The sequence below is a fragment of the Streptomyces sp. NPDC093221 genome, from assembly GCF_044753885.1.
In the GTDB taxonomy this organism is placed as follows: Bacteria; Actinomycetota; Actinomycetes; order Streptomycetales; family Streptomycetaceae; genus Actinacidiphila.
On the sequence record NZ_JBIVOA010000003.1, the window covers coordinates 53221 to 70522 of the forward strand.

The 17302-nt window shown below is 73.7% G+C and carries 19 protein-coding genes; 9 read left to right on the forward strand and 10 right to left on the reverse strand.

Annotation, left to right across the window (positions count from 1 at the left end):
• Window positions 1–96: 96 nt before the first annotated feature.
• Window positions 97–729, reverse strand: coding sequence for a CGNR zinc finger domain-containing protein (locus ACIQCJ_RS12265; protein ID WP_402711315.1), 633 nt, complete (start codon window positions 727–729; stop codon window positions 97–99).
• Between the two features lie 49 nt (window positions 730–778).
• Here ACIQCJ_RS12265 and ACIQCJ_RS12270 point away from each other — a divergent pair, with 49 nt between their 5' ends.
• Together ACIQCJ_RS12270 and ACIQCJ_RS12275 are read left to right on the forward strand one after the other, a co-directional pair.
• Window positions 779–1432, forward strand: coding sequence for a pyridoxal 5'-phosphate synthase (locus ACIQCJ_RS12270; RefSeq protein ID WP_355344000.1), 654 nt, complete (start codon window positions 779–781; stop codon window positions 1430–1432).
• The gene (locus ACIQCJ_RS12275; RefSeq protein ID WP_402711316.1) at window positions 1429–2154 is read left to right on the forward strand and encodes a maleylpyruvate isomerase family mycothiol-dependent enzyme; all 726 of its coding nucleotides are present in this window, start codon (window positions 1429–1431) and stop codon (window positions 2152–2154) included. The genes ACIQCJ_RS12270 and ACIQCJ_RS12275 overlap by 4 nt, the downstream gene beginning before the upstream one ends.
• Before the next feature lie 91 nt (window positions 2155–2245).
• Here ACIQCJ_RS12275 and ACIQCJ_RS12280 read toward each other — a convergent pair whose 3' ends face one another.
• The 5 genes from ACIQCJ_RS12280 to ACIQCJ_RS12300 all read right to left on the reverse strand — a co-directional run bounded on the left by ACIQCJ_RS12280 (window position 2246) and on the right by ACIQCJ_RS12300 (window position 6756).
• Window positions 2246–2485 (reverse strand): DUF397 domain-containing protein, encoded by a 240-nt coding sequence (locus ACIQCJ_RS12280; protein WP_093716245.1) that lies wholly within the window; start codon window positions 2483–2485, stop codon window positions 2246–2248.
• Between the two features lie 97 nt (window positions 2486–2582).
• A complete protein-coding gene (locus ACIQCJ_RS12285) occupies window positions 2583–3749 on the reverse strand; it encodes a thiolase domain-containing protein (protein ID WP_391050118.1) in 1167 nt (388 codons plus the stop codon).
• Window positions 3750–3752: 3 nt separating this feature from the next.
• Window positions 3753–4796 (reverse strand): thiolase domain-containing protein, encoded by a 1044-nt coding sequence (locus ACIQCJ_RS12290; protein WP_391050120.1) that lies wholly within the window; start codon window positions 4794–4796, stop codon window positions 3753–3755.
• On the reverse strand, window positions 4797–5768 hold the full coding sequence (locus tag ACIQCJ_RS12295; RefSeq protein WP_391050122.1) for an OB-fold domain-containing protein: 972 nt from the start codon (window positions 5766–5768) through the stop codon (window positions 4797–4799).
• 184 nt (window positions 5769–5952) lie between these two features.
• Window positions 5953–6756, reverse strand: a complete 804-nt coding sequence (locus ACIQCJ_RS12300) for a crotonase/enoyl-CoA hydratase family protein (RefSeq protein ID WP_402711317.1) — start codon at window positions 6754–6756, stop codon at window positions 5953–5955.
• A gap of 198 nt (window positions 6757–6954) precedes the next feature.
• Between ACIQCJ_RS12300 and ACIQCJ_RS12305 the strand changes: the two genes are divergently transcribed.
• From ACIQCJ_RS12305 to ACIQCJ_RS12330, 6 genes are all read left to right on the forward strand, one after another.
• Window positions 6955–8592, forward strand: a complete 1638-nt coding sequence (locus tag ACIQCJ_RS12305; RefSeq protein ID WP_402711318.1) for an acyl-CoA synthetase — start codon at window positions 6955–6957, stop codon at window positions 8590–8592.
• A gap of 9 nt (window positions 8593–8601) precedes the next feature.
• Window positions 8602–9210, forward strand: a complete 609-nt coding sequence (locus tag ACIQCJ_RS12310; protein ID WP_401858576.1) for an isochorismatase family protein — start codon at window positions 8602–8604, stop codon at window positions 9208–9210.
• 99 nt (window positions 9211–9309) lie between these two features.
• The gene (locus tag ACIQCJ_RS12315; RefSeq protein ID WP_355343976.1) at window positions 9310–9879 is read left to right on the forward strand and encodes a TetR/AcrR family transcriptional regulator; all 570 of its coding nucleotides are present in this window, start codon (window positions 9310–9312) and stop codon (window positions 9877–9879) included.
• Between the two features lie 116 nt (window positions 9880–9995).
• Window positions 9996–10583 carry a DUF4865 family protein gene (locus tag ACIQCJ_RS12320; protein ID WP_402711319.1) on the forward strand — a complete coding sequence of 196 codons (588 nt, stop codon included), beginning with the start codon at window positions 9996–9998 and terminating at the stop codon, window positions 10581–10583.
• An 86-nt stretch (window positions 10584–10669) separates the two neighbouring features.
• Window positions 10670–11152, forward strand: a complete 483-nt coding sequence (locus tag ACIQCJ_RS12325) for a carboxymuconolactone decarboxylase family protein (protein ID WP_402711320.1) — start codon at window positions 10670–10672, stop codon at window positions 11150–11152.
• Window positions 11149–12138 (forward strand): phosphotriesterase, encoded by a 990-nt coding sequence (locus ACIQCJ_RS12330; protein ID WP_402711321.1) that lies wholly within the window; start codon window positions 11149–11151, stop codon window positions 12136–12138. Before ACIQCJ_RS12325 ends, ACIQCJ_RS12330 begins: the two co-directional genes overlap by 4 nt.
• On the opposite strand, the gene ACIQCJ_RS12335 is transcribed toward ACIQCJ_RS12330, so the two are convergent.
• Complete coding sequence (locus tag ACIQCJ_RS12335) at window positions 12135–12977, reverse strand: endonuclease/exonuclease/phosphatase family protein (protein ID WP_402711728.1); 843 nt, start codon at window positions 12975–12977, stop codon at window positions 12135–12137. The two genes, ACIQCJ_RS12330 and ACIQCJ_RS12335, sit on opposite strands and share 4 nt — an antisense overlap.
• 128 nt (window positions 12978–13105) lie before the next feature.
• Here ACIQCJ_RS12335 and cpt point away from each other — a divergent pair, with 128 nt between their 5' ends.
• Window positions 13106–13651 (forward strand): chloramphenicol phosphotransferase CPT, encoded by a 546-nt coding sequence (gene cpt / locus ACIQCJ_RS12340; protein ID WP_402711322.1) that lies wholly within the window; start codon window positions 13106–13108, stop codon window positions 13649–13651.
• Between the two features lie 112 nt (window positions 13652–13763).
• On the opposite strand, the gene ACIQCJ_RS12345 is transcribed toward cpt, so the two are convergent.
• The 3 genes from ACIQCJ_RS12345 to ACIQCJ_RS12355 are packed head-to-tail and all read right to left on the reverse strand — an operon-like array spanning window position 13764 to window position 17281.
• On the reverse strand, window positions 13764–14495 hold the full coding sequence (locus ACIQCJ_RS12345; RefSeq protein ID WP_402711323.1) for an alpha/beta fold hydrolase: 732 nt from the start codon (window positions 14493–14495) through the stop codon (window positions 13764–13766).
• 28 nt (window positions 14496–14523) lie between these two features.
• The gene (locus ACIQCJ_RS12350; protein ID WP_402711324.1) at window positions 14524–16077 is read right to left on the reverse strand and encodes an acyl-CoA synthetase; all 1554 of its coding nucleotides are present in this window, start codon (window positions 16075–16077) and stop codon (window positions 14524–14526) included.
• 58 nt (window positions 16078–16135) lie between these two features.
• Window positions 16136–17281: an NAD(P)H-dependent flavin oxidoreductase gene (locus ACIQCJ_RS12355; protein ID WP_402711325.1), complete on the reverse strand. Its 1146-nt coding sequence runs from the start codon at window positions 17279–17281 to the stop codon at window positions 16136–16138.
• Window positions 17282–17302 lie beyond the last annotated feature (21 nt).

A 17302-nucleotide genomic window follows, 5' to 3' on the forward strand; every position in this document is an offset into this window, starting at 1 on the left:
CGCCCCGCGCCTCAGCTCGCCCCGCGCCTCAGCTCGACGCGGGCCTCGACTCGGCGCGCACACCGGCTCGATCCGCGCGTCACCCCCTCGCTCCGGTCAACTCCCCTGCCCAGCCCGCTCCTCGCGCTGCCGCGCGTGATGGCGGGCGACGCGGGCGCGGTTGCCGCAGGACGGTTTGCACCACTCCTGGCGGGCGTGCTCCTTGACGAAGTAGCGGACGCAGCGCGGGGCGGGGCAGGCGCGCAGCAGCACGCGCTCGGGTCCGGCGAGGAAAGCGATGGCGGCGCGGGCGAGGGCGGCGGCCAGCCGGTCGGCCGGAGCCGCGTCGGCGGACACGGTGTGAGCCGCCGCGGGTTCCGCGCCGTCCGGCCAGTGCAGGCGCGGGGCGACGGGGACCAGGGCGGACGCGGTGTTCAGCCGGTCGAGCGCCTGCCGGGCCGACGGCAGTCGTCCGGCGTCCGCGCGGCTGGGCGGACCGGGCAGCACGGCGCGGGCGAAGAGCGCGCGGACCGCCGTACGCACCTCGACGACGGAGGTGCGCGCGGCCTCGTCGGCGGTGAACCGCGCCGCCGAGCCCGGCACTTCACCGAGAACGCCGCTGAGCGCGTCGGCGTGCTCGCGCACCCACCGGGTCAGTCCGGCGGGGTCCGCGAGGTCGTCGGCGACGCCGCCGTGGCCGTCGTGCCGGATGGTGACGGCGAGGTCGAGCGCGAGATGATCACCGGTCATGCCCTAATGCTATCGTCGCCATAAGCCATTAACGACTGAGGGGGTACCTGTGTCCGACCTCCGCGAGATCCTGCGCGGTCTCGATGTGTTCGACGGCGACCTGCCGCCTTTCGACATCGCGGAACTGCCCGCGGATCCGCATGAGTTGTTCATCGAGTGGCTGCTGGCGGCCGTCGCGGCCGGGGTCCGCGAGCCGCACGCCATGACGGTCTCCACGCTGGGCGCCGACGGCGACCCCGCCGCCCGCGTGCTCATCGTCAAGAACGTGTCGGCGGCGGGCTGGGAGTTCGCCTCCGACACCGGCAGCCGCAAGGGCCGCGAACTGGCCGCCCACCCCGCGGCGGCGCTCACCTTCTACTGGTCGCCGCTCGCCCGCCAGGTGCGGATTCGCGGCCGGGTCGAGACCGCGGGCCCCGAGGCGAGCGCGGCGGACTTCCTGGCGCGCTCCCCCGGCGCCCGCGCCGAAGCGCTGCTCGGCCGCCAGAGCGCACCCCTGACCGACCTCGCCACCCGCGACGCGGCTGTGCGGGAGGCCGCGGGGCGGATCGAGCGCGACCCGGACCTGGTGGCCCCCGGCTGGGCGCTCCACACGCTGCGCGCGGACAGCGTCGAGTTCTGGCAGGGCGACCGCGACCGCAGACACACCAGAGTCAACTACGTCCGCACCGAGGGTGGTTGGGAGCGAGGTCTGCTGTGGCCGTGACCGGACCCACGACCGGCCCGACGGCCGGAGGACCCGCGCTCGCGGCTGTGCTCGACGCGGGGCAGACCCGGCTGCGCACGCTGCTCGACGGTCTCGACGACGCCGCCGTCCGCGCCCCCAGCGCGCTGCCAGGCTGGACCCGCGGCCATGTCCTGACGCATATCGAGGGCGTCGGCCTCGCGCTGGCCCGGCAGGCGCGCTACGCGCTGCGCGGCAAGCTGATCGAGGTGTACGACGGCGGTCGCAGCGGCCGGGACGCGGCCATCGAGGCCGGGCACGGCCGCTCCGCACCGGTGCTGACCGCCGCGCTCGGCGACGCGCTGGACGAGATCGAGGCGTCCTGGGCCGCGGTCGGCCCGGACGACTGGGACCGGCCGGTGAGCTACCGCGACGGCACGGTGACCACGGCGGGGCTCGCCTGGTGGCGCGAGCTGGAGATCCACACGGCGGACGCGCTGCTCGGCCCGACCCCGGCGGACTGGTCCCCCGAGTTGTGTACGCACCTGGTCGACTTCCTGTCCGCGCGGGTGCCGGACGGGATACGGCTCACGCTCGGCACGCCGGGGCACGCGGCGGACGACACCTGGTCGTTCACACGGGGCCAGGGCACACCCGTGCTCGTACGGGGTCGGCTGACCGACCTGGCGGCCTGGCTGGCCGGACGGGTGCCGCCGCGGGCGCTGACCGGCGATCCGGTGCCGACGCTGGGCAGTTGGCCGTAGCGGGCCCGCTGACCACGGTGACCCGCGGCGGGCGGCGGAAGCCTCCCGGCCGCGGGTGGGCGGCGGCCGATGCCGTCCGCCCGTGCTGGGCTCAGGTGAGGTCGAACTCGCCGTCCCGCGCGCCCAGTACGAAGGCGCGCCACTCGGCGGGGGTGAAGATCAGGGCGGGCCCGTCGGGGTTGCGCCCGTCCCGCATCGCGATGTAGCCCTCGACAAAGGCGATCTGTACGTCGCCGGTGCCCTGGCTGCTGGAAAGCCACTCCGCGTCCGTCAAGTCGACCTGCGGCTTCTTCCCGTTGGCCAACGGCTGTCCGATGGTGCTTTCGGCCACGTCCGCTCTCCTCCTACGTCGTCGTCCGTCCTCCAGCCTATCCACCGGATCCGGAGCCCGCACAAGTCCGCGGAAACCACCCGGCGCACGGTGTACTTCAGGTAGTGGGGGGCTCGCTGCCCACCACCCACATGGAGAAGAACTGCGACCCGCCGCCGTAGGCGTGTCCCAGGGCCCGCCTGGCGCCGGGGACCTGGTGCTCCCCGGCCTCGCCGCGTACCTGAAGGGCAGCTTCGGCGAAGCGGATCATGCCGGACGCGCCGATCGGGTTGGTGGACAGCACGCCGCCCGAGGGGTTGACCGGCAGGTCGCCGCCCAGCTCCGTGACGCCGGACTCGGTGAGTTTCCAGCCCTCGCCCTCGTCGGCGAAGCCCAGATTCTCCAGCCACATCGGCTCGTACCAGGAGAAGGGCACGTACATCTCGACGGCGTCGATCTCGCGGCGCGGCGCGGTGATCCCGGCCTGCCGGAAGACGTCGGCCGCGCAGTCCCGGCCGGCCCGCGGGCTGACGTAGTCCTTGCCCGCGAACATCGTGGGTTCGCTGCGCATGGCGCCGCCGTGCATCCAGGCGGCCGGTCGCGGCGCCCGGTCCGCGCCCGCGGTGTCGGTGAGCACCATCGCGCAGGCGCCGTCGGAGGACGGGCAGGTCTCGGAGTAGCGGATCGGGTCCCAGAGCATCGGCGAGGAGCGCACCTTCTCCAGGGTGATGTCGGTCTCGTGCAGGTGCGCGTAGGGGTTGAGCAGGGCGTTGCGGCGGTCCTTGTAGGCGACGAGCGAGCCGACGGCGGCGGGCGCTCCGGTACGGCGCATGTAGGCGCGCACGTGCGGTGCGAAGAAGCCGCCCGCGCCCGCCAGCAGCGGCTGCTGGAAGGGGATCGGCAGCGACAGGCCCCACATGGCGTTGGACTCCGACTGCTTCTCGAACGCGACGGTCAGCACGGTGCGGTGGACGCGTGCGGCGACCAGTCCTGCGGCGACCAGCGCGGTGGAGCCGCCGACCGAACCCGCGGTGTGCACCCGCAGCATCGGTTTGCCGACCGCGCCGAGCGCGTCGGCCAGATACAGCTCCGGCATCATGACGCCCTCGAAGAAGTCGGGCGCCTTGCCGATCACGACGGCGTCGACGTCCGCCCAGTCCAGTTCGGCGTCGTCGAGCGCGCGGCGGGCGGCCTCGCGGACGAGTCCCGCGATGGACACGTCGTGGCGCGCGGCGACGTGTTTGGTCTGGCCGACGCCGACGACGGCCACGGGCTCCTTGGGCATGGGTTACTCCCCTTCCAGGACGGCCACGAGATTCTGCTGGAGGCAGGGGCCCGAGGTGGCGTGGGCCAGCGCGCGGTCCGAGTCGCCGCGGTGGATGCGGGCCGCCGCCTCGCCGAGCCTGATCAGCCCGGCGGCCATCATCGGATTGGCGGCGAGCGGCCCGCCGGAGGGGTTGACGGCCACGTCGGGGCCGAGCCGCAGCGCCCTGCGCAGGACGACCTCCTGCGAGGTGAAGGGCGCGTGCAGCTCCGCGGTGTCCACGGGCGCGTCGAAGGCCCCGGCCCGCTCGGCCGCGAGCCGCGTCGAGGGCGAGTCGGTGAGGTCGCGGACGCCGAGCGAGGGCGCCTCGATGCGGTGGTCCATGCCCCGGATCCAGGCGGGCCGCGCGCACAGCCGCCGGGCGGTGTCCCCCGCCGCGAGCACCACGGCCGCGGCCCCGTCGCCGACCGGCGGGCAGTCGGCGCGGCGCAACGGGCGTACGACATAGGGGTCGTCGGCTGCGGGCGCGGTGGTGAGCTGCGCGTTCGGGTTGGTGCGGGCGGCGGCGCGGCTGCGGGCGGCGATCCCGGCCAGCTCGCGCTCGTCGGTGGCTCCCGCGTCGATCAGCGCCCGGGCCTGGAGTGCGGCGAGCGCGACGGAGTCGGGCCACAGCGGCGCCATGTAGTACGGGTCGAGCTGCCGGGTGAGGACCGAACGCAGGTCGCCGGGCGAGGACTTGCCGTAGGAGTAGACGAGCGCGGTCTCGGCCTCGCCGGTGAGAATCCGCACCCACGCCTCGTACAGCGCCCAGGCGCCGTCGGTCTCGACGTGGGACTCGGAGATCGGCGGCCAGGCGCCGACGCCGTCCAGCGCCATGGTGAAGGAGAAGGCGCGTCCCGCGAGGTAGTCGGCGGAGCCCGAGCAGGTGAAGTCGATCTCGCTGGTGGCCAGTCCGGTCTGCCCGAGCGCGTCGTGCAGGACGGGCATCAGCAGTTCGACCTCGGAGACCTCGTCGGTGCGCGCGCGGTGGCGGGACTGCGCGAAGGCGACGATGGCGACGTCGGGCATCTAGACCAGCTCCCGGTAGGTGTCGTATTCGGCGTCCGGTTCCCCGGTGGGGCGGTAGTGGTCGGGGTAGCGTCCGCCCTCGGTCCAGACCGCCTCCACCCGCAGGCCCATCCGCACCTGGTCGTACGGCATTCCGGCGATCCGTCCGTGCAGCGGGAGGTCGGCGCCGTCGAGCGCGATGTGCGCGTAGACGTACGGGACTTCTATGTCCATGGCCTTCAGGTGGGCGCTCTTGATGTTGACGATGCAGAAGGTGGTGACCGTGCCGCGCGGACCGACCTCGACCTCTTCCGCGGTGGCGACGCCGCAGGTGGGGCAGGCGCCGCGCGGCGGGACGTAGACCTTGCGGCAGGACGGGCAGCGCTCGCCGACGATCCGCCGGTCCTCGGCGGCGCGCAGGTAGCCGGTCTGGGCGCGGCCGGGCGAGTAGGTGTAGTCGAGGCGGGCGGGGGCGACGATGCCGGTGACGGGGTCGGTGAAGACGCCGTCGTGGGCGGTGGCCGCGCCGCGCGTACGGCCGTCGTCGTACGGCTCGAAGCAGGCGATGTCGGTGATGGCGCCCTGGCGTTGCCCGGCCCAGCGGATCGCGACGCGCATGCCGGTGCTGACGTCCTCGGGCGCGGCGGCGTCGAGCGCGTGCAGCAGGGCGGTGTCGGCGCCGTCGAGGCGGACCAGGACCCAGGCGAAGGGCGTGGCCAGCGGCTGGTTGGGGCGCGGGTCGGGATTCCAGGCCCAGGTGGTGACGGTGCCGGTGGCGCCGACCTCGACCAGGTCGCGCACCTCGGCCGCGGTGACCGGGTCGTACTCGACGGGGGGTACGAGGACGCGGCCTTCGGCGGTCCGCACGCCGAGCACGGTGCGCTCGCGCAGCCCAGTGAGGAAGGCGCTCTGCACGGGGCCGAGCGAGCGGGTGAAGGGGAATTCCACGACGAGCGGGGCGCTGAGCACGTCCGGTGCGTGGCCTGGTGTCATGGGCTGGCCTCCTGGGGTGGGGCGGCTCGTCGGGGGTGGTGCGCGGTGGCTGTCCGAGCGCGCTGGGCGTCCGGTGCCGGGGGGGTCAGGTGCCCGGGTTCAGGCGCCGGGGGTTCAGGTGCCCGGCTTCAGGGGCCGGGCTTCAGGGGCCGGGCTTCAGGGACCGGGCTTCAGGGACCGGGGCTCAGGCGCGGCGGAAGACCGGCTGCCGCTTCTCGGCGAAGGCGCGCGGTCCTTCCTTCGCGTCGGCGGTGGCGAACAGCGGCCAGCCGCGCTCGAGTTCGAGTTTCAGCCCCTCGGTCTCGGGCAACTCCGCGGTGTCGTAGACGCTGGCCTTGACGGCCTCGACGGCGAGCGGGCCGTTGGCGTTGATCAGCTCCGCGGTCTCCAGAGCCCGGTCCAACGCGGTCCCGTCGGGCACGACATGGCCGATCAGGCCGATGTCGCGGGCCTCGTCGGCGCTGTACGGGCGGCCGGTGAGCAGCATCTCCAGCGCGTGGGTGCGGGCGATCTGCCGGGTGAGCCGTACGGTCGAGCCGCCGATCGGGAAGAGGCCGCGACGGACCTCGAACAGGCCGAAGACCGCGCTCCGTCCCGCGATCCGGATGTCGGTGCCCTGGAGGATCTCGGTGCCGCCCGCCACGCACGGTCCTTCGACCGCGGCGATCACGGGTTTGCGCGGCCGGTGGTGCCGGAGCATCGCCTTCCAGTGCAGATCGGGGTCGTCCTTCAGCCGGGCCCGCGCCCGCGTGGCGGTCTCGTCGGCGCCCTGCGACAGCGCTTTGAGGTCCATCCCGGCGCAGAAGGCGCCGCCCGCTCCGGTCAGCACGATCGAGCGGATCGCGTCGTCCTCGTCGGCCTCGACCCAGCCGTCGTACAGCCCGACGAGCATCGGCAGCGAGAACGCGTTGCGCGCCCGCGGCCGGTTCAGGGTGAGGACGAGGGTGGCGCCCGCACGCTCCACGGTGAGGTGTTCCGTACCGCCCATCACGGTGCTCCTTCCGTCCGGTACTGGAACAGGTTGCAGTAGCCGCAGGCCGGGGACAAGGGTTTTCTGACTACTCGTCAGATTTGTTGGACGGGAGCCCTTCCCACCGCACGCCCGGACCGCTCTAATGACCGCGAGCCCACCGCCACTTCACCTTCACCGACGACCGACGCGGGACCGCGCGGGACGGGAGACGCCGTGGAGTACAACCTTGCCGACCTCTTCGAGTCGGTCGTCGACGCCGTACCGGACCGGGAGGCGCTGGTGTACGTCGACCACCCCGGCACCGGATCCGAGCGGCGGCTGACGTACGCGCAACTCGACGCGGCGGCCAACCGGCTCGCCCACCACCTCCTCGCGGCCGGCCTGCGCCCCGGCGAACACGTCGGACTGCACCTCTACAACGGGGTCGAATACCTCCAGACCGCCTACGCCTGCCTCAAGGCCCGCCTGGTGCCGGTCAACGTCAACTACCGCTATGTGGCCGAGGAGTTGGTCTACCTCTACCGGGACGCCGACCTCGCGGCGCTGGTCTTCGACGCCGAGTTCACCGGCCGCGTGGCCGCGGCCCTGCCGCAAGCTGACCGGCTGCGGCATCTGATCCGGGTGGGCGGCCCGCCCGCCGCCGAGGACGCCGAATCCACCCTGGAGACGGTGGAGTTCGCCGACGCGGTGGCCGCGGAATCGTCCTTACGCGGCTTCGGCCCGCGGTCGGCCGACGACCAGTTCGTCATCTACACCGGCGGCACGACCGGCATGCCCAAGGGTGTGATGTGGCGTCAGGAGGACCTGTTCTTCTCGGGGATGGGCGGCGGCGCCCCAACCGGCGAGCCGGTCAAACGGCCGGAGGAGCTGGCGGAGCGGGTCGCGGCCGGCGGCGAGGGCCTGGTCTTCTTCCCCACCCCGCCGCTGATGCACGGCACGTCCACGCTCACCGCCTTCATCGGCTTCCACTTCGGCCAGAAGGTGGTGATCCACCGGAAGTTCGTGCCGGAGGAGGTGCTGCGCACCATCGCGAAGGAACGGGTCACCAGTGTCTCGCTGGTCGGCGACGCGATGCTCAGGCCGCTCGCCGACGCGCTGGCCGGACCGCTCCAAGGCACCGACTGCTCCTCGCTGTTCACCCTGTCCAGCTCGGGCGCGGTGATGTCGCAAACAGTCAGGGACCAGTTCCAGTCGCTGGTGCCCGGGGTGCTGATCCTCAACAACTTCGGCTCGTCGGAGTCCGGTTTCAACGGCACCGCGACGGCCGACGCGGGCCCCGACCGCGGCTTCCGCATCTCGGTCGACTCGCACATCGCGGTGGTCGACCCGGCCACGCTCGAACCGGTGACCGGAGCGGCGCCCGGCCGTATCGCGCTGCGCGGCCACGTACCGCTCGGCTATTACAACGACCCCGCCGCGTCCGCGGCGACCTTCTTCCGGCGGGACGGCGAACGCTGGGTACTGCTCGGCGACATGGCCACCGTGGACGAGGACGGCGTGGTGACGGTGCTCGGGCGGGGCTCGCAGTGCATCAACACCGGTGGCGAGAAGGTCTATCCGGAGGAGGTCGAGGAGGCGCTCAAGGCGCATCCCGACGTCTACGACGCGCTGGTGGCGGGGGTGCCGGACGAGCGCTGGGGCCACCGCGTGGCGGCGGTGGTGCAGCCGCGGGACGGGGCGGACCCGCTCACCCTCGAGGACGTGCAGGCGCACTGCCGTGCGCGGCTGGCCGGGTACAAGATTCCGCGCAGTCTGGTGGTGACCGACCGCATCCAGCGCTCCCCCAGCGGCAAGGCCGACTACCGGTGGGCCCGTTCGATCGTCGTACAGGGGGCCGGATCCGGCGGGTAGGGTCCGATCATGACCGTACATGATCACCAACGCGGCGCCGGGCGGAACTCCGGCCGCGAGTCGCCGCACGCGCCGCACTCCGCCCTGTCCCCGCTCTCTCCCGGCCTCGATCCGGCCCGCACCGCGCTGGTGCTGGTCGACCTCATGGACCGGATCGTCGCGTTACCCCTGGCTCCGCACAGCGGGCCCGACGTGCTCACCGCCGCGTGCGGCCTCGCCGCGTCCTTCCGGGACGCGGGCGCGACGGTCGTCGCCATTCGCGCGCAGCGCACCGGCCCCGCGGAACAGCCGCCGGGCAGCGGCCTGGTGGAGGGCGTGGCGCGGGACGGCGACCTGCTCGTCGTGAAGCGGACCGTCGGCGCCTTCCACGACACCGGCCTCCACGACCGGCTCCAAGAGCGCGGCATCGACACCCTCGTCCTGGCCGGGATAGCCACCAACATGGGCGTGGAGTCCACCGCGCGGGCCGCCGCCGACCACGGCTACCGGCTGGTCTTCGCCGAGGACGCGATGTCCGGCCTCACCGCCGCCGAGCACCGGGCGACGGTCTCCCTCGACTTCCCCCGGTTCGGCACCGTCGTCTCCGCCGCGGAGGTGGAATTCGCCGGTCCCGGCTGAACCCGCCGGTCTTCGGGAACCTAGGAGTGGCGGCGGGGTGGCCCGCCGCCTTCTTTTTCACCCTGGTTTCTGTACCTACTAGTATGTACACTCGGTTCCATGGACACGGCGGAGCGGTTGATCGAGAGCGCCCAGGAGCTGCTCTGGGAGCGGGGCTATGTCGGGACCAGCCCGAAGGCCATACAGGACCGGGCGGGTGCCGGGCAGGGCAGCATGTACCACCACTTCCGGGGCAAGCCGGACCTGGCGGTGACGGCGATGCGGCGCAGCGCCGCGCAGCTCAGGGCGCAGGCCGAGGAGCAACTGGCGGGCGGCGAGACGGCCGTGGAGAAGGCGCTGGCGTATCTGCTGCGCGAGCGCGACGCCCTGCGCGGCTGCCGGGTCGGCCGGATGGCCATGGACCCGGACGTCATCGACAGCGCGGAGCTGCGACAGCCGGTGGCGGAGACCTTCGGCTGGCTGTGCGACCGGCTCGCCGGGATCATCGCCGACGGCATGGACAGCGGCGAGCTGCGGCCGGGCCTGGATCCGTACGACACGGCCGCCGCGATAGTCGCCGTCGTCCAGGGCGGTTACGTCCTGGCCCGCGCCGCCGACTCGCAGGAGCCGTTCGACCGGGCGGTACGGGGTGCCACGGCGCTGCTGACGGCGGCGCGTACGGCGTCCTGACCACCGCCGCCCTGCGCCGCTTCTCGACCTGACACCTGACAGGACCCGTCCCGCCGCACGACGGCGGCGCACCGCTCCGAGGCGGCGCCGCGGCACTCATGGGGGAGCCACCGACCATGCTCGCGATGAACTACCGCATCACCCTGCCCGCCGACTACGACATGGGGATCATCCGGCACCGGGTGGCGACCCGCGGCCACCTCCTGGACGACTTCCCCGGCCTGGGCGTCAAGGCGTACCTCATACGTGAGCGCGGGGTCGAGGACTCGCCGGTCAACCAGTACGCCCCGTTCTATCTGTGGAACACCCCGCAGGGCATGAACGGCTTCCTGTGGGGTCCCGGATTCCAGGGGATCGTCAGCGACTTCGGACGGCCGGTGGTCGAGCACTGGACCGGGCTCGGCTTCGCGCGGGGACCGTCCTTCGGCGCCGTTCCGCGCGCGGCGGCCAGGAAGGCGTGGCCGCTGGACCCGGGCGCCGAGCCCGCCGCCGTGATCAGGGCCGCGCTCGCGGAACTGCCGGAACTGGCCGCACGCCCCGGCGCGCACAGCGTCGCGCTCGCCGTCGACCCCCGGCGGTGGGAGCTGCTGCGCTTCACCCTGTGGGAACAGACGGCCCCGCCCGCCCCCGGCGAGGAGCGGTACGAGGTGCTGCGTCTGTCGGCACCGGAGTTGGACACGATCGAGACGGGACAGCAGTGGTGAGCACCCCTACGGCTGATACGGCGCGTACATCCCCAACGGTCCCTACGGCCCGTACGGCCCCTACGGCCCCTGCGGCCCCTACGACGATGACGCCGAGCGCGATCGACCGGGACGCGGGCTACCGGCTGCTGGCCGAAATGGCGGGCCCCTCCACCGTCGAGTCCACCCTCACCGGCCTCGACTCGCTCGCCCCCGGCTTCCCCGACTGGATCGTCACCGCCCTCTTCGGCGGCACCTACCAGCGCGAGGGGCTGGCCCTGCGGGACCGGCAGATCGCCAATCTGGCGGCGCTGACCGCGATCGGCGGGGTCGAGCCGCAGCTCGACGACCATGTCCGCAACAGCCTGCGGATCGGCATGTCCCCACGCGAGATCGTGGAGGTGATGGTGCACCTCGCACCGTACGTCGGCGTGCCGAGGGCGTTGGCCGGGCTGCGGGTGGCGGCCGGCGTCTTCGCGGACGGGGCGGACGGCACGGGCAGCGCGGGCGATGCGGGCGACGCGAGCGATTCGGGCGGCGCGGGCGGCGCGGGCGACGCCGACGGCACGGCGCCGGGCGGTGCGCGATGAGCGGGCGGTCCGGGACGAGGGCGGTGCGTACGGTCCTCGGGGACATCGCGCCCGACCGGCTCGGGGTGTGCGACGCCCACGACCATCTCTTCCTGCGCATGCCCGCGCTCGCCGGACAGGAGCTGGACGATCCGGCGGCGGCGGGGGCCGAGTTGGCCGCATTCCGGGCGCTCGGCGGGGCGGCGGTCGCCCAGTGGACGCCGTTCGGCCTCGGGCGGCGAGCGGCCGAGCTGCCCGCGCTGTCGCGGACCTCGGGCGTGCACGTCGTGGCGGCGACCGGACTGCACCAGGCCGCCCACTACGCGCCCGAGCTGGTGGAGCGGCTGCGCGCGGACGGCCTGGCCGCCTTCTTCACCGCCGAGCTGACCCGGGGGCTGCTCGACAGCGACGACCCGGACGGCCCGCGCGGCACCGCGAGGGCGGGCATGATCAAGGTCGCCGGGATGTTCCACGGCCTCGACGGCCACGCCCGGCGGGTCCTGGCGGCGGCGGCCGAGGCCCACCACACCACGGGTGCGCCGATCGGCGTCCACCACGAGCTGGGGACCGCCGCGGTCGACGTCCTCGGCGTACTCCACGGCGAAGAGGGCGTGCCCACCGCCAGCGTCCTGCTCGGCCACCTCAACCGCTTCCCCGATCCGGGCGTCCACCGCGAACTGGCCGCCTCCGGCGCGTTCCTCGCCTTCGACGGCCCCTCACGCGCCAACCACGCCACCGACTGGCGGCTGATCGACTGCATGGTCGCGCTCGCCGAGGCCGGCCACACCGCGCAGCTCCTGCTCGGCGGCGACACCACGACGGCCGCCGCCCGCTCCTCGACCGGCGGCGGTCCGGGGCTGCCCTACCTCCTGCGTACGCTCCGGCCGCGCCTGGAAAGAGAGTTGGGCACGGCGGCGGCCGATGCGGTCTTCGTGACCAACCCGGCGCGGGCGCTGTCCGCCGAGTGGCACGACGGGGGCGGGACCACGGGCGCCGACAGGCCCTAGCGCGGGTCCGGTCGGCCGCCGGTCGCCGCGCCCTGGGCCAGGTCGGCGACCACGGCCGCGTGGTCGGAGGGCCAGACGCCGTCGACCGGACGGTCACCGGCCCGGTGGGCGCGCTGGACGGCGCCGCGCGTGCCCCCGGCCGTCGGCATGCCGACGAAGATGTAGTCGAGGCAGGTGGGCCGGTCGCCGAAGTTGGCCGCGTCCTGCTGGGTGATGTCCCACGTGCCGTTCGGCAGGGCGGGGTCGGCGAACCGCCAGGCGTCGACCAGCACGAGCCCCGGAACGGCGGGCGCCGTCCGGTAGCCGCCCATCAGCCGGATCTCGTCGAAGTCCGGTTCCGCGTTGAAGTCCCCGGTGACGACGGGCGGATGCCCGCCGGTCGACCGCTCGGCCACGAAGGCGGCCAGCTCCCGCACCTGGAGGCAGCGGACCGCGGAGTCGGCGGCCCCGGAGTTGAGGTGGGTGGTGAAGAAGGGCAGCGGGCCGCCGGGCGCGTCGATCAGCGTGTGCAGCGCCGTCTTGCCGTCGTCGGCGGCGGCGCCCGCGGGCAGCCGACGCTCGGCGGTCTCCAGGATCGGGTGGCGGCTGAGCACCGCGACCCCGACGTCGACGGTGGTGTCACCGCCGTTGCGCCCGTGCCAGCGGTCCTGCACCGGGGCGCGCGACCAGGCCCACTCCATGCCCAGCTCGTCCGCCAGCCACCCGGCCAGATTCTCGTCCGCGCTCCCCCACACCTCCTGCAGGCCCACGACGTCCGGCCGGACGTCGGCCAGCGTCCGCACGATCGCGTCCCGCCGCTCGCGCCAGTTCCCGAACCGCCACCAGAGATTCCAGGTCATGACGCGGGTGGTGTCCGCCGACCCGGAACCGCTGCCCGAGCCGCCGCCGGAGCCGCCGTCGAAGCCCGTGTCCGAGCCGCTGCCGATATCCACTCGCCGGTTCCCCTCACCGCGCCTACCGTGTCGGGATGTCCACTGAGGTGATCATTCTCAACGGCGGATCGAGTTCCGGGAAGTCCAGGATCGCCCGCTGCCTGCAAGATGTGCTGCCGCGGCCCTGGCTGACCTTCGGCTGCGACACCCTGGTCGACGCGCTGCCCGGCGCGATGCGCACCTCGGAGGACCCCGAGGGCGGCATCGGCTTCGGACCCGACGGCTCGGTGTCGGTCGGCGACGACTTCCGGCTGCTGGACATCGCCTGGGCGCGGGGCATCGGGGCGATGGCCCGCGCGGGGGCCAGGATCGTCGTGGACGAGGTTTTCCTCGGCGGGCCCGACTCCCAGGAGCGCTGGCGCACCGCCCTGACCGGCCTCGACGTCCTGTGGGTCGGGGTGCGCTGCGACCCCGAGGTGGCGGCGGCCCGCGAGGCCGCCCGCGGCGACCGCGCCACCGGCATGGCCCGCTCCCAGGCCGACCTCGTCCACCGCGGTGTGCGCTACGACCTGGAGGTCGACACCAGCCGCACGCCGTCGCTGGCCTGCGCCCGTACGATCGCCGCCCGCGTCACCGGCTGACCGCCGCCGGACGACGGCACCGGGCGCCCACGACGGCCACGCCGCCCGTCGGCCACGGTGTCAGGCGGCGCGGCCCCCGTCGCCGGAAGGCACCGACCGTACCCGTCGGGCCTCAGCCCCGCGTCCCGTCCGCCGGCCGACCGGCCGGGACCGGGGACAGGAAGGCCCGCACCTCGCGCAGGAATTCAGCCGGGCGGTCGTCGTGGATCATGTGACCGGCCTCGATGGTGACCAGGCGGCAGTCGGGGATGCGGCCCGCGACCCGGGCGAGCTGGTCCTGGCGCAGGTGGCTGCTCGGGCCGCCCGCGACGAGCAAGGTGGGCGCGGTGATCGCGGTGAGGTCGCGCCACCAGGCCGGGTCGGGGTCGTTGCGCTGCGCCGCGACGGCGGGCAGCAGACGCCAGTCGTACGGGGTCGGCTCCTCGGGGGCTTCGGTCGGGACGGGGCGCGGCGGGTCGGCGGGGAAGGGCAGCGGGCCCTCCTCCAGTACGAGCCGCCGTACGGCGTCCGGCCGCGCGATGGCCGCCAGCGACGCGGCGAACGTGCCCAGCGAGTGGCTGACCACCGTCACCCGCCGCAGTCCCAGCGCGTCGAGGAAGCCGAGCACGTCGTCCCGCAGCAGCTCGAAGGAGTACATGCCGGGGTGTTCGCTCGCGCCGTGGCCGCGCAGGTCGGGCGCGTACGCGCGCCAGCCGTCGGCGGCCAGCGCGTCCGACACCGCGCGCCAGGACGTACGGTCCTCGCCCAGCGCGTGCAGCAGCAGGAGCGGCGGCCCGTCCGCCGGACCGGCCACCTCGTAGGCGAGCCGCACACCGTTCGCCTCGACGTTCAGAATCTCACCCATACGCCGAGGCTACGGTGCCGCGGGCCGCTCACAGCGGGCGTTCGCGCTCGGCCCAATACGGCTCGCGGAGCCGTCGCTTGTAGAGCTTGCCGTTGGGGTCGCGGGGCATCTCGGCGACGAAGTCGACGGTCTTGGGCCGCTTGTACCCGGCCAGTCTCCGGCCGCAGTGTTCGAGGATGTCGTCGGCGAGCGCCGGTCCCGGCTCGTGTCCGGGTGCGGCCTCGACCACGGCCTTGACCTCCTCGCCCCACTCGTCGTGCGGGATGCCGAAGGCGGCGGCGTCGGCGACGGCGGGGTGGGTGAGGAGCGCGGCCTCGATTTCGGCGGGGTAGATGTTGACGCCGCCGGAGATGATCAGGTCGATCTTGCGGTCGCGCAGGAAGAGGTAGCCGTCCTCGTCGAGATAGCCGAGGTCGCCGACGGTGAAGAAGTCGCCGATCCGGTTGGACCGGGTCTTGGCCGCGTCCTTGTGGTAACTGAAGCCGCCGGTCTTCATGTTGATGTAGACGGTGCCGACCTCGCCGGGCGGCAGGAGGTTCCCGGCGTCGTCGTGGACGGCGATCTCGCTGATCGGCCAGGCCCGCCCCACGGTGCCGGGTTTCTTCAGCCACTCCCGCGCGGTGGCGAAGGTGCCGCCGCCCTCGCTGGCCGCGTAGTACTCCTCCACGCACGGGCCCCACCACTCCAGCATCGCCCGCTTGACGTGGTCGGGGCAGGGCGCGGCGCCGTGGATCGCGTGCCGCATGGACGTCACGTCGTAGCGCCCCCGTACGTCCTCCGGCAGGGCCAGCAGCCGGTGGAACTGTGTGGGGACCATGTGCGTGTGCGTGCAGTGGTAGCGGTCGATGACGCGCAGCATCTCCTCCGGCGTCCACTTGTCCATCAGCACCACCGGGTGCCCGATGTGCAGGGCGGCGCCCGCGAATTGGAGCACGGCGGTGTGGTAGAGCGGTGAGCAGACGAGGTGGACGTTGCCGTCGAAGGGCTTGATCCCGAAGATCCCGAGGAATCCGCCGAGATACGTCTCCTCGGGCGGCTTGCCCGACAGCGGGCGGCGGATGCCGCGCGGGCGGCCGGTGGTGCCCGAGGTGTAGTTCATGACCCAGCCGCTGGTCCTGGCGTCGGGCGCGGTGGCGAACTGTCCCGCGAGCAGGTCGGCGAAGGGGCGGAAGCCGTCGATGTCGCCGACCGCGTACCGCCGGTCCGAGGCGAACCCCGCCTCGTCGGCCGCCTCGCGGGCGGCCTCGGCGAAGCGCTCGTGCGCGATGAGCACCTTGGCGCCGGAGTCGGCGAGTATCCAGCCGATCTCGGGGGCCACGAAGTGGTGGTTGACGGGCACCAGGTAGAAACCGGCCTGGAAGGCGGCGAGATAGGCGGTGAAGAACTCGACGCCGTTGGGCAGGACGACGGCGAAGGCGTCGCCGGCCTCCAATCCGGCCGCGCGCAGCCCGTGCACGAGCCGGTTGGACGCCGCGTGCAGCCGCTCGGCGCTCCACTGCTCGCCGTCGGGCGCGGTGAGAACGGTACGGCCGGGGTCCTGTTCGGCCTGTGCCCAGAAGCCGTTGGGCGTGGACGTGCTCATCCGGTCCTCCTCAGCGGTCGGGTCTGCCGGAGCAGATCTGTCCTGCGCGTGCGGGCGGTCAGCGCCGGTCACGCCCTGGGCCGGGGGCGGCGCCGTCCTGCGCGCCGCGTCCGGCGATACGGTTCAGCCGGTCCATCGCGCGCTCGAAGCCGCGCGTGAGGTCGTCGAAGACGGCCTGGACGGGCCGCTCCTCGGTCATCGCGCCGACGATCTGGCCGACCGGTGTGCCGAGCAGCGGGCCGACCTCGTAGCGCTGGATGCGGGAGACGGCGTCGGCGACCAGCAGGCCCTGGAGCGGCATCGGCAGGGTGCCGGGGCCTGCCGGGTCCTCCCAGGCGTCGGTCCACTCGGTGCGGAGCTGGCGGGCGGGTTTGCCGGTGAGGGCGCGGGAGCGGACGGTGTCGCCCGAGCCCGCAGCGAGCAGCTTGCGGGTGAGGGCGGGCGAGTGCAGATCGGCCTCGGCGGCGGTGAGCCAGACCGAGCCGAGCCAGACGCCCTGCGCGCCCAACGCCAGCCCGGCGGCGACCTGTTCGCCGGTGCCGATGCCGCCTGCCGCGAGCACCGGCAACGGGTCGACGGCGCGCACCACTTCGGGGACGAGCACCATGCTCGCGATCTCCCCGGTGTGGCCGCCCGCCTCGTAGCCCTGGGCGACCACGATGTCGATGCCCGCCTCCTGGTGGTGCCGCGCGTGCCGGGCGCTGCCGGCGAGCGCGGCGACCAGCACACCGTGGTCGTGGGCCCGGCGGACGACGTCGGCGGGCGGTGAGCCCAGCGCGTTGGCGAGCAGCTTGATCGGGTAGTCGAAGGCGACGTCGAGCTGATCGCGGGCGACCTTCTCCATCCAGCCGGTGATCCGCCAGCCCGCGCGCTCGTCGGCGGCGAGTGCGGGGACGCCGTGTTTGGTCAGCAACGCCTCGACGTAGGCGCGGTGTTCCGGCGGGATCATCGCCTCGACGTCCGCCTCGGTGACTCCCTCGACCTTCTTCGCGGGCATCACGACGTCGAGGCCGTACGGCAGTTTGTCGGTGTGCCCGTCCAACCAGTCGAGGTCGCGGGCGAGTTCGTCGGGGGCGGAGTAGCGGACCGCGCCCAGGACGCCCATGCCGCCCGCGCGGCTGATCGCGGCGGCGACCGCGGGGAACGGCGTGAAGCCGAAGACGGGGTACTCGATGCCCAGCCGTGTGCTCAGCTCGGTCTCCATGGGGGGCAGGATGCCGCAGCC

What these genes read in the sequence shown, in the direction of transcription:
- ACIQCJ_RS12350 (WP_402711324.1), bottom strand. Translation starts at nt 16,077, where the DNA reads ATGAGCACGTCCACGCCCAACGGCTTCTGGGCACAGGCCGAACAGGAC.
- ACIQCJ_RS12295 (WP_391050122.1), bottom strand. Translation starts at nt 5,768, where the DNA reads ATGACACCAGGCCACGCACCGGACGTGCTCAGCGCCCCGCTCGTCGTG.
- ACIQCJ_RS12320 (WP_402711319.1), top strand. Translation starts at nt 9,996, where the DNA reads ATGCTCGCGATGAACTACCGCATCACCCTGCCCGCCGACTACGACATG.
- ACIQCJ_RS12290 (WP_391050120.1), bottom strand. Translation starts at nt 4,796, where the DNA reads ATGCCCGACGTCGCCATCGTCGCCTTCGCGCAGTCCCGCCACCGCGCG.
- ACIQCJ_RS12345 (WP_402711323.1), bottom strand. Translation starts at nt 14,495, where the DNA reads ATGGGTGAGATTCTGAACGTCGAGGCGAACGGTGTGCGGCTCGCCTAC.
- ACIQCJ_RS12355 (WP_402711325.1), bottom strand. Translation starts at nt 17,281, where the DNA reads ATGGAGACCGAGCTGAGCACACGGCTGGGCATCGAGTACCCCGTCTTC.
- ACIQCJ_RS12265 (WP_402711315.1), bottom strand. Translation starts at nt 729, where the DNA reads ATGACCGGTGATCATCTCGCGCTCGACCTCGCCGTCACCATCCGGCAC.
- ACIQCJ_RS12285 (WP_391050118.1), bottom strand. Translation starts at nt 3,749, where the DNA reads ATGCCCAAGGAGCCCGTGGCCGTCGTCGGCGTCGGCCAGACCAAACAC.
- cpt (WP_402711322.1), top strand. Translation starts at nt 13,106, where the DNA reads ATGTCCACTGAGGTGATCATTCTCAACGGCGGATCGAGTTCCGGGAAG.
- ACIQCJ_RS12335 (WP_402711728.1), bottom strand. Translation starts at nt 12,977, where the DNA reads ATGACCTGGAATCTCTGGTGGCGGTTCGGGAACTGGCGCGAGCGGCGG.
- ACIQCJ_RS12310 (WP_401858576.1), top strand. Translation starts at nt 8,602, where the DNA reads ATGACCGTACATGATCACCAACGCGGCGCCGGGCGGAACTCCGGCCGC.
- ACIQCJ_RS12315 (WP_355343976.1), top strand. Translation starts at nt 9,310, where the DNA reads ATGGACACGGCGGAGCGGTTGATCGAGAGCGCCCAGGAGCTGCTCTGG.
- ACIQCJ_RS12325 (WP_402711320.1), top strand. Translation starts at nt 10,670, where the DNA reads ATGACGCCGAGCGCGATCGACCGGGACGCGGGCTACCGGCTGCTGGCC.
- ACIQCJ_RS12330 (WP_402711321.1), top strand. Translation starts at nt 11,149, where the DNA reads ATGAGCGGGCGGTCCGGGACGAGGGCGGTGCGTACGGTCCTCGGGGAC.
- ACIQCJ_RS12300 (WP_402711317.1), bottom strand. Translation starts at nt 6,756, where the DNA reads ATGGGCGGTACGGAACACCTCACCGTGGAGCGTGCGGGCGCCACCCTC.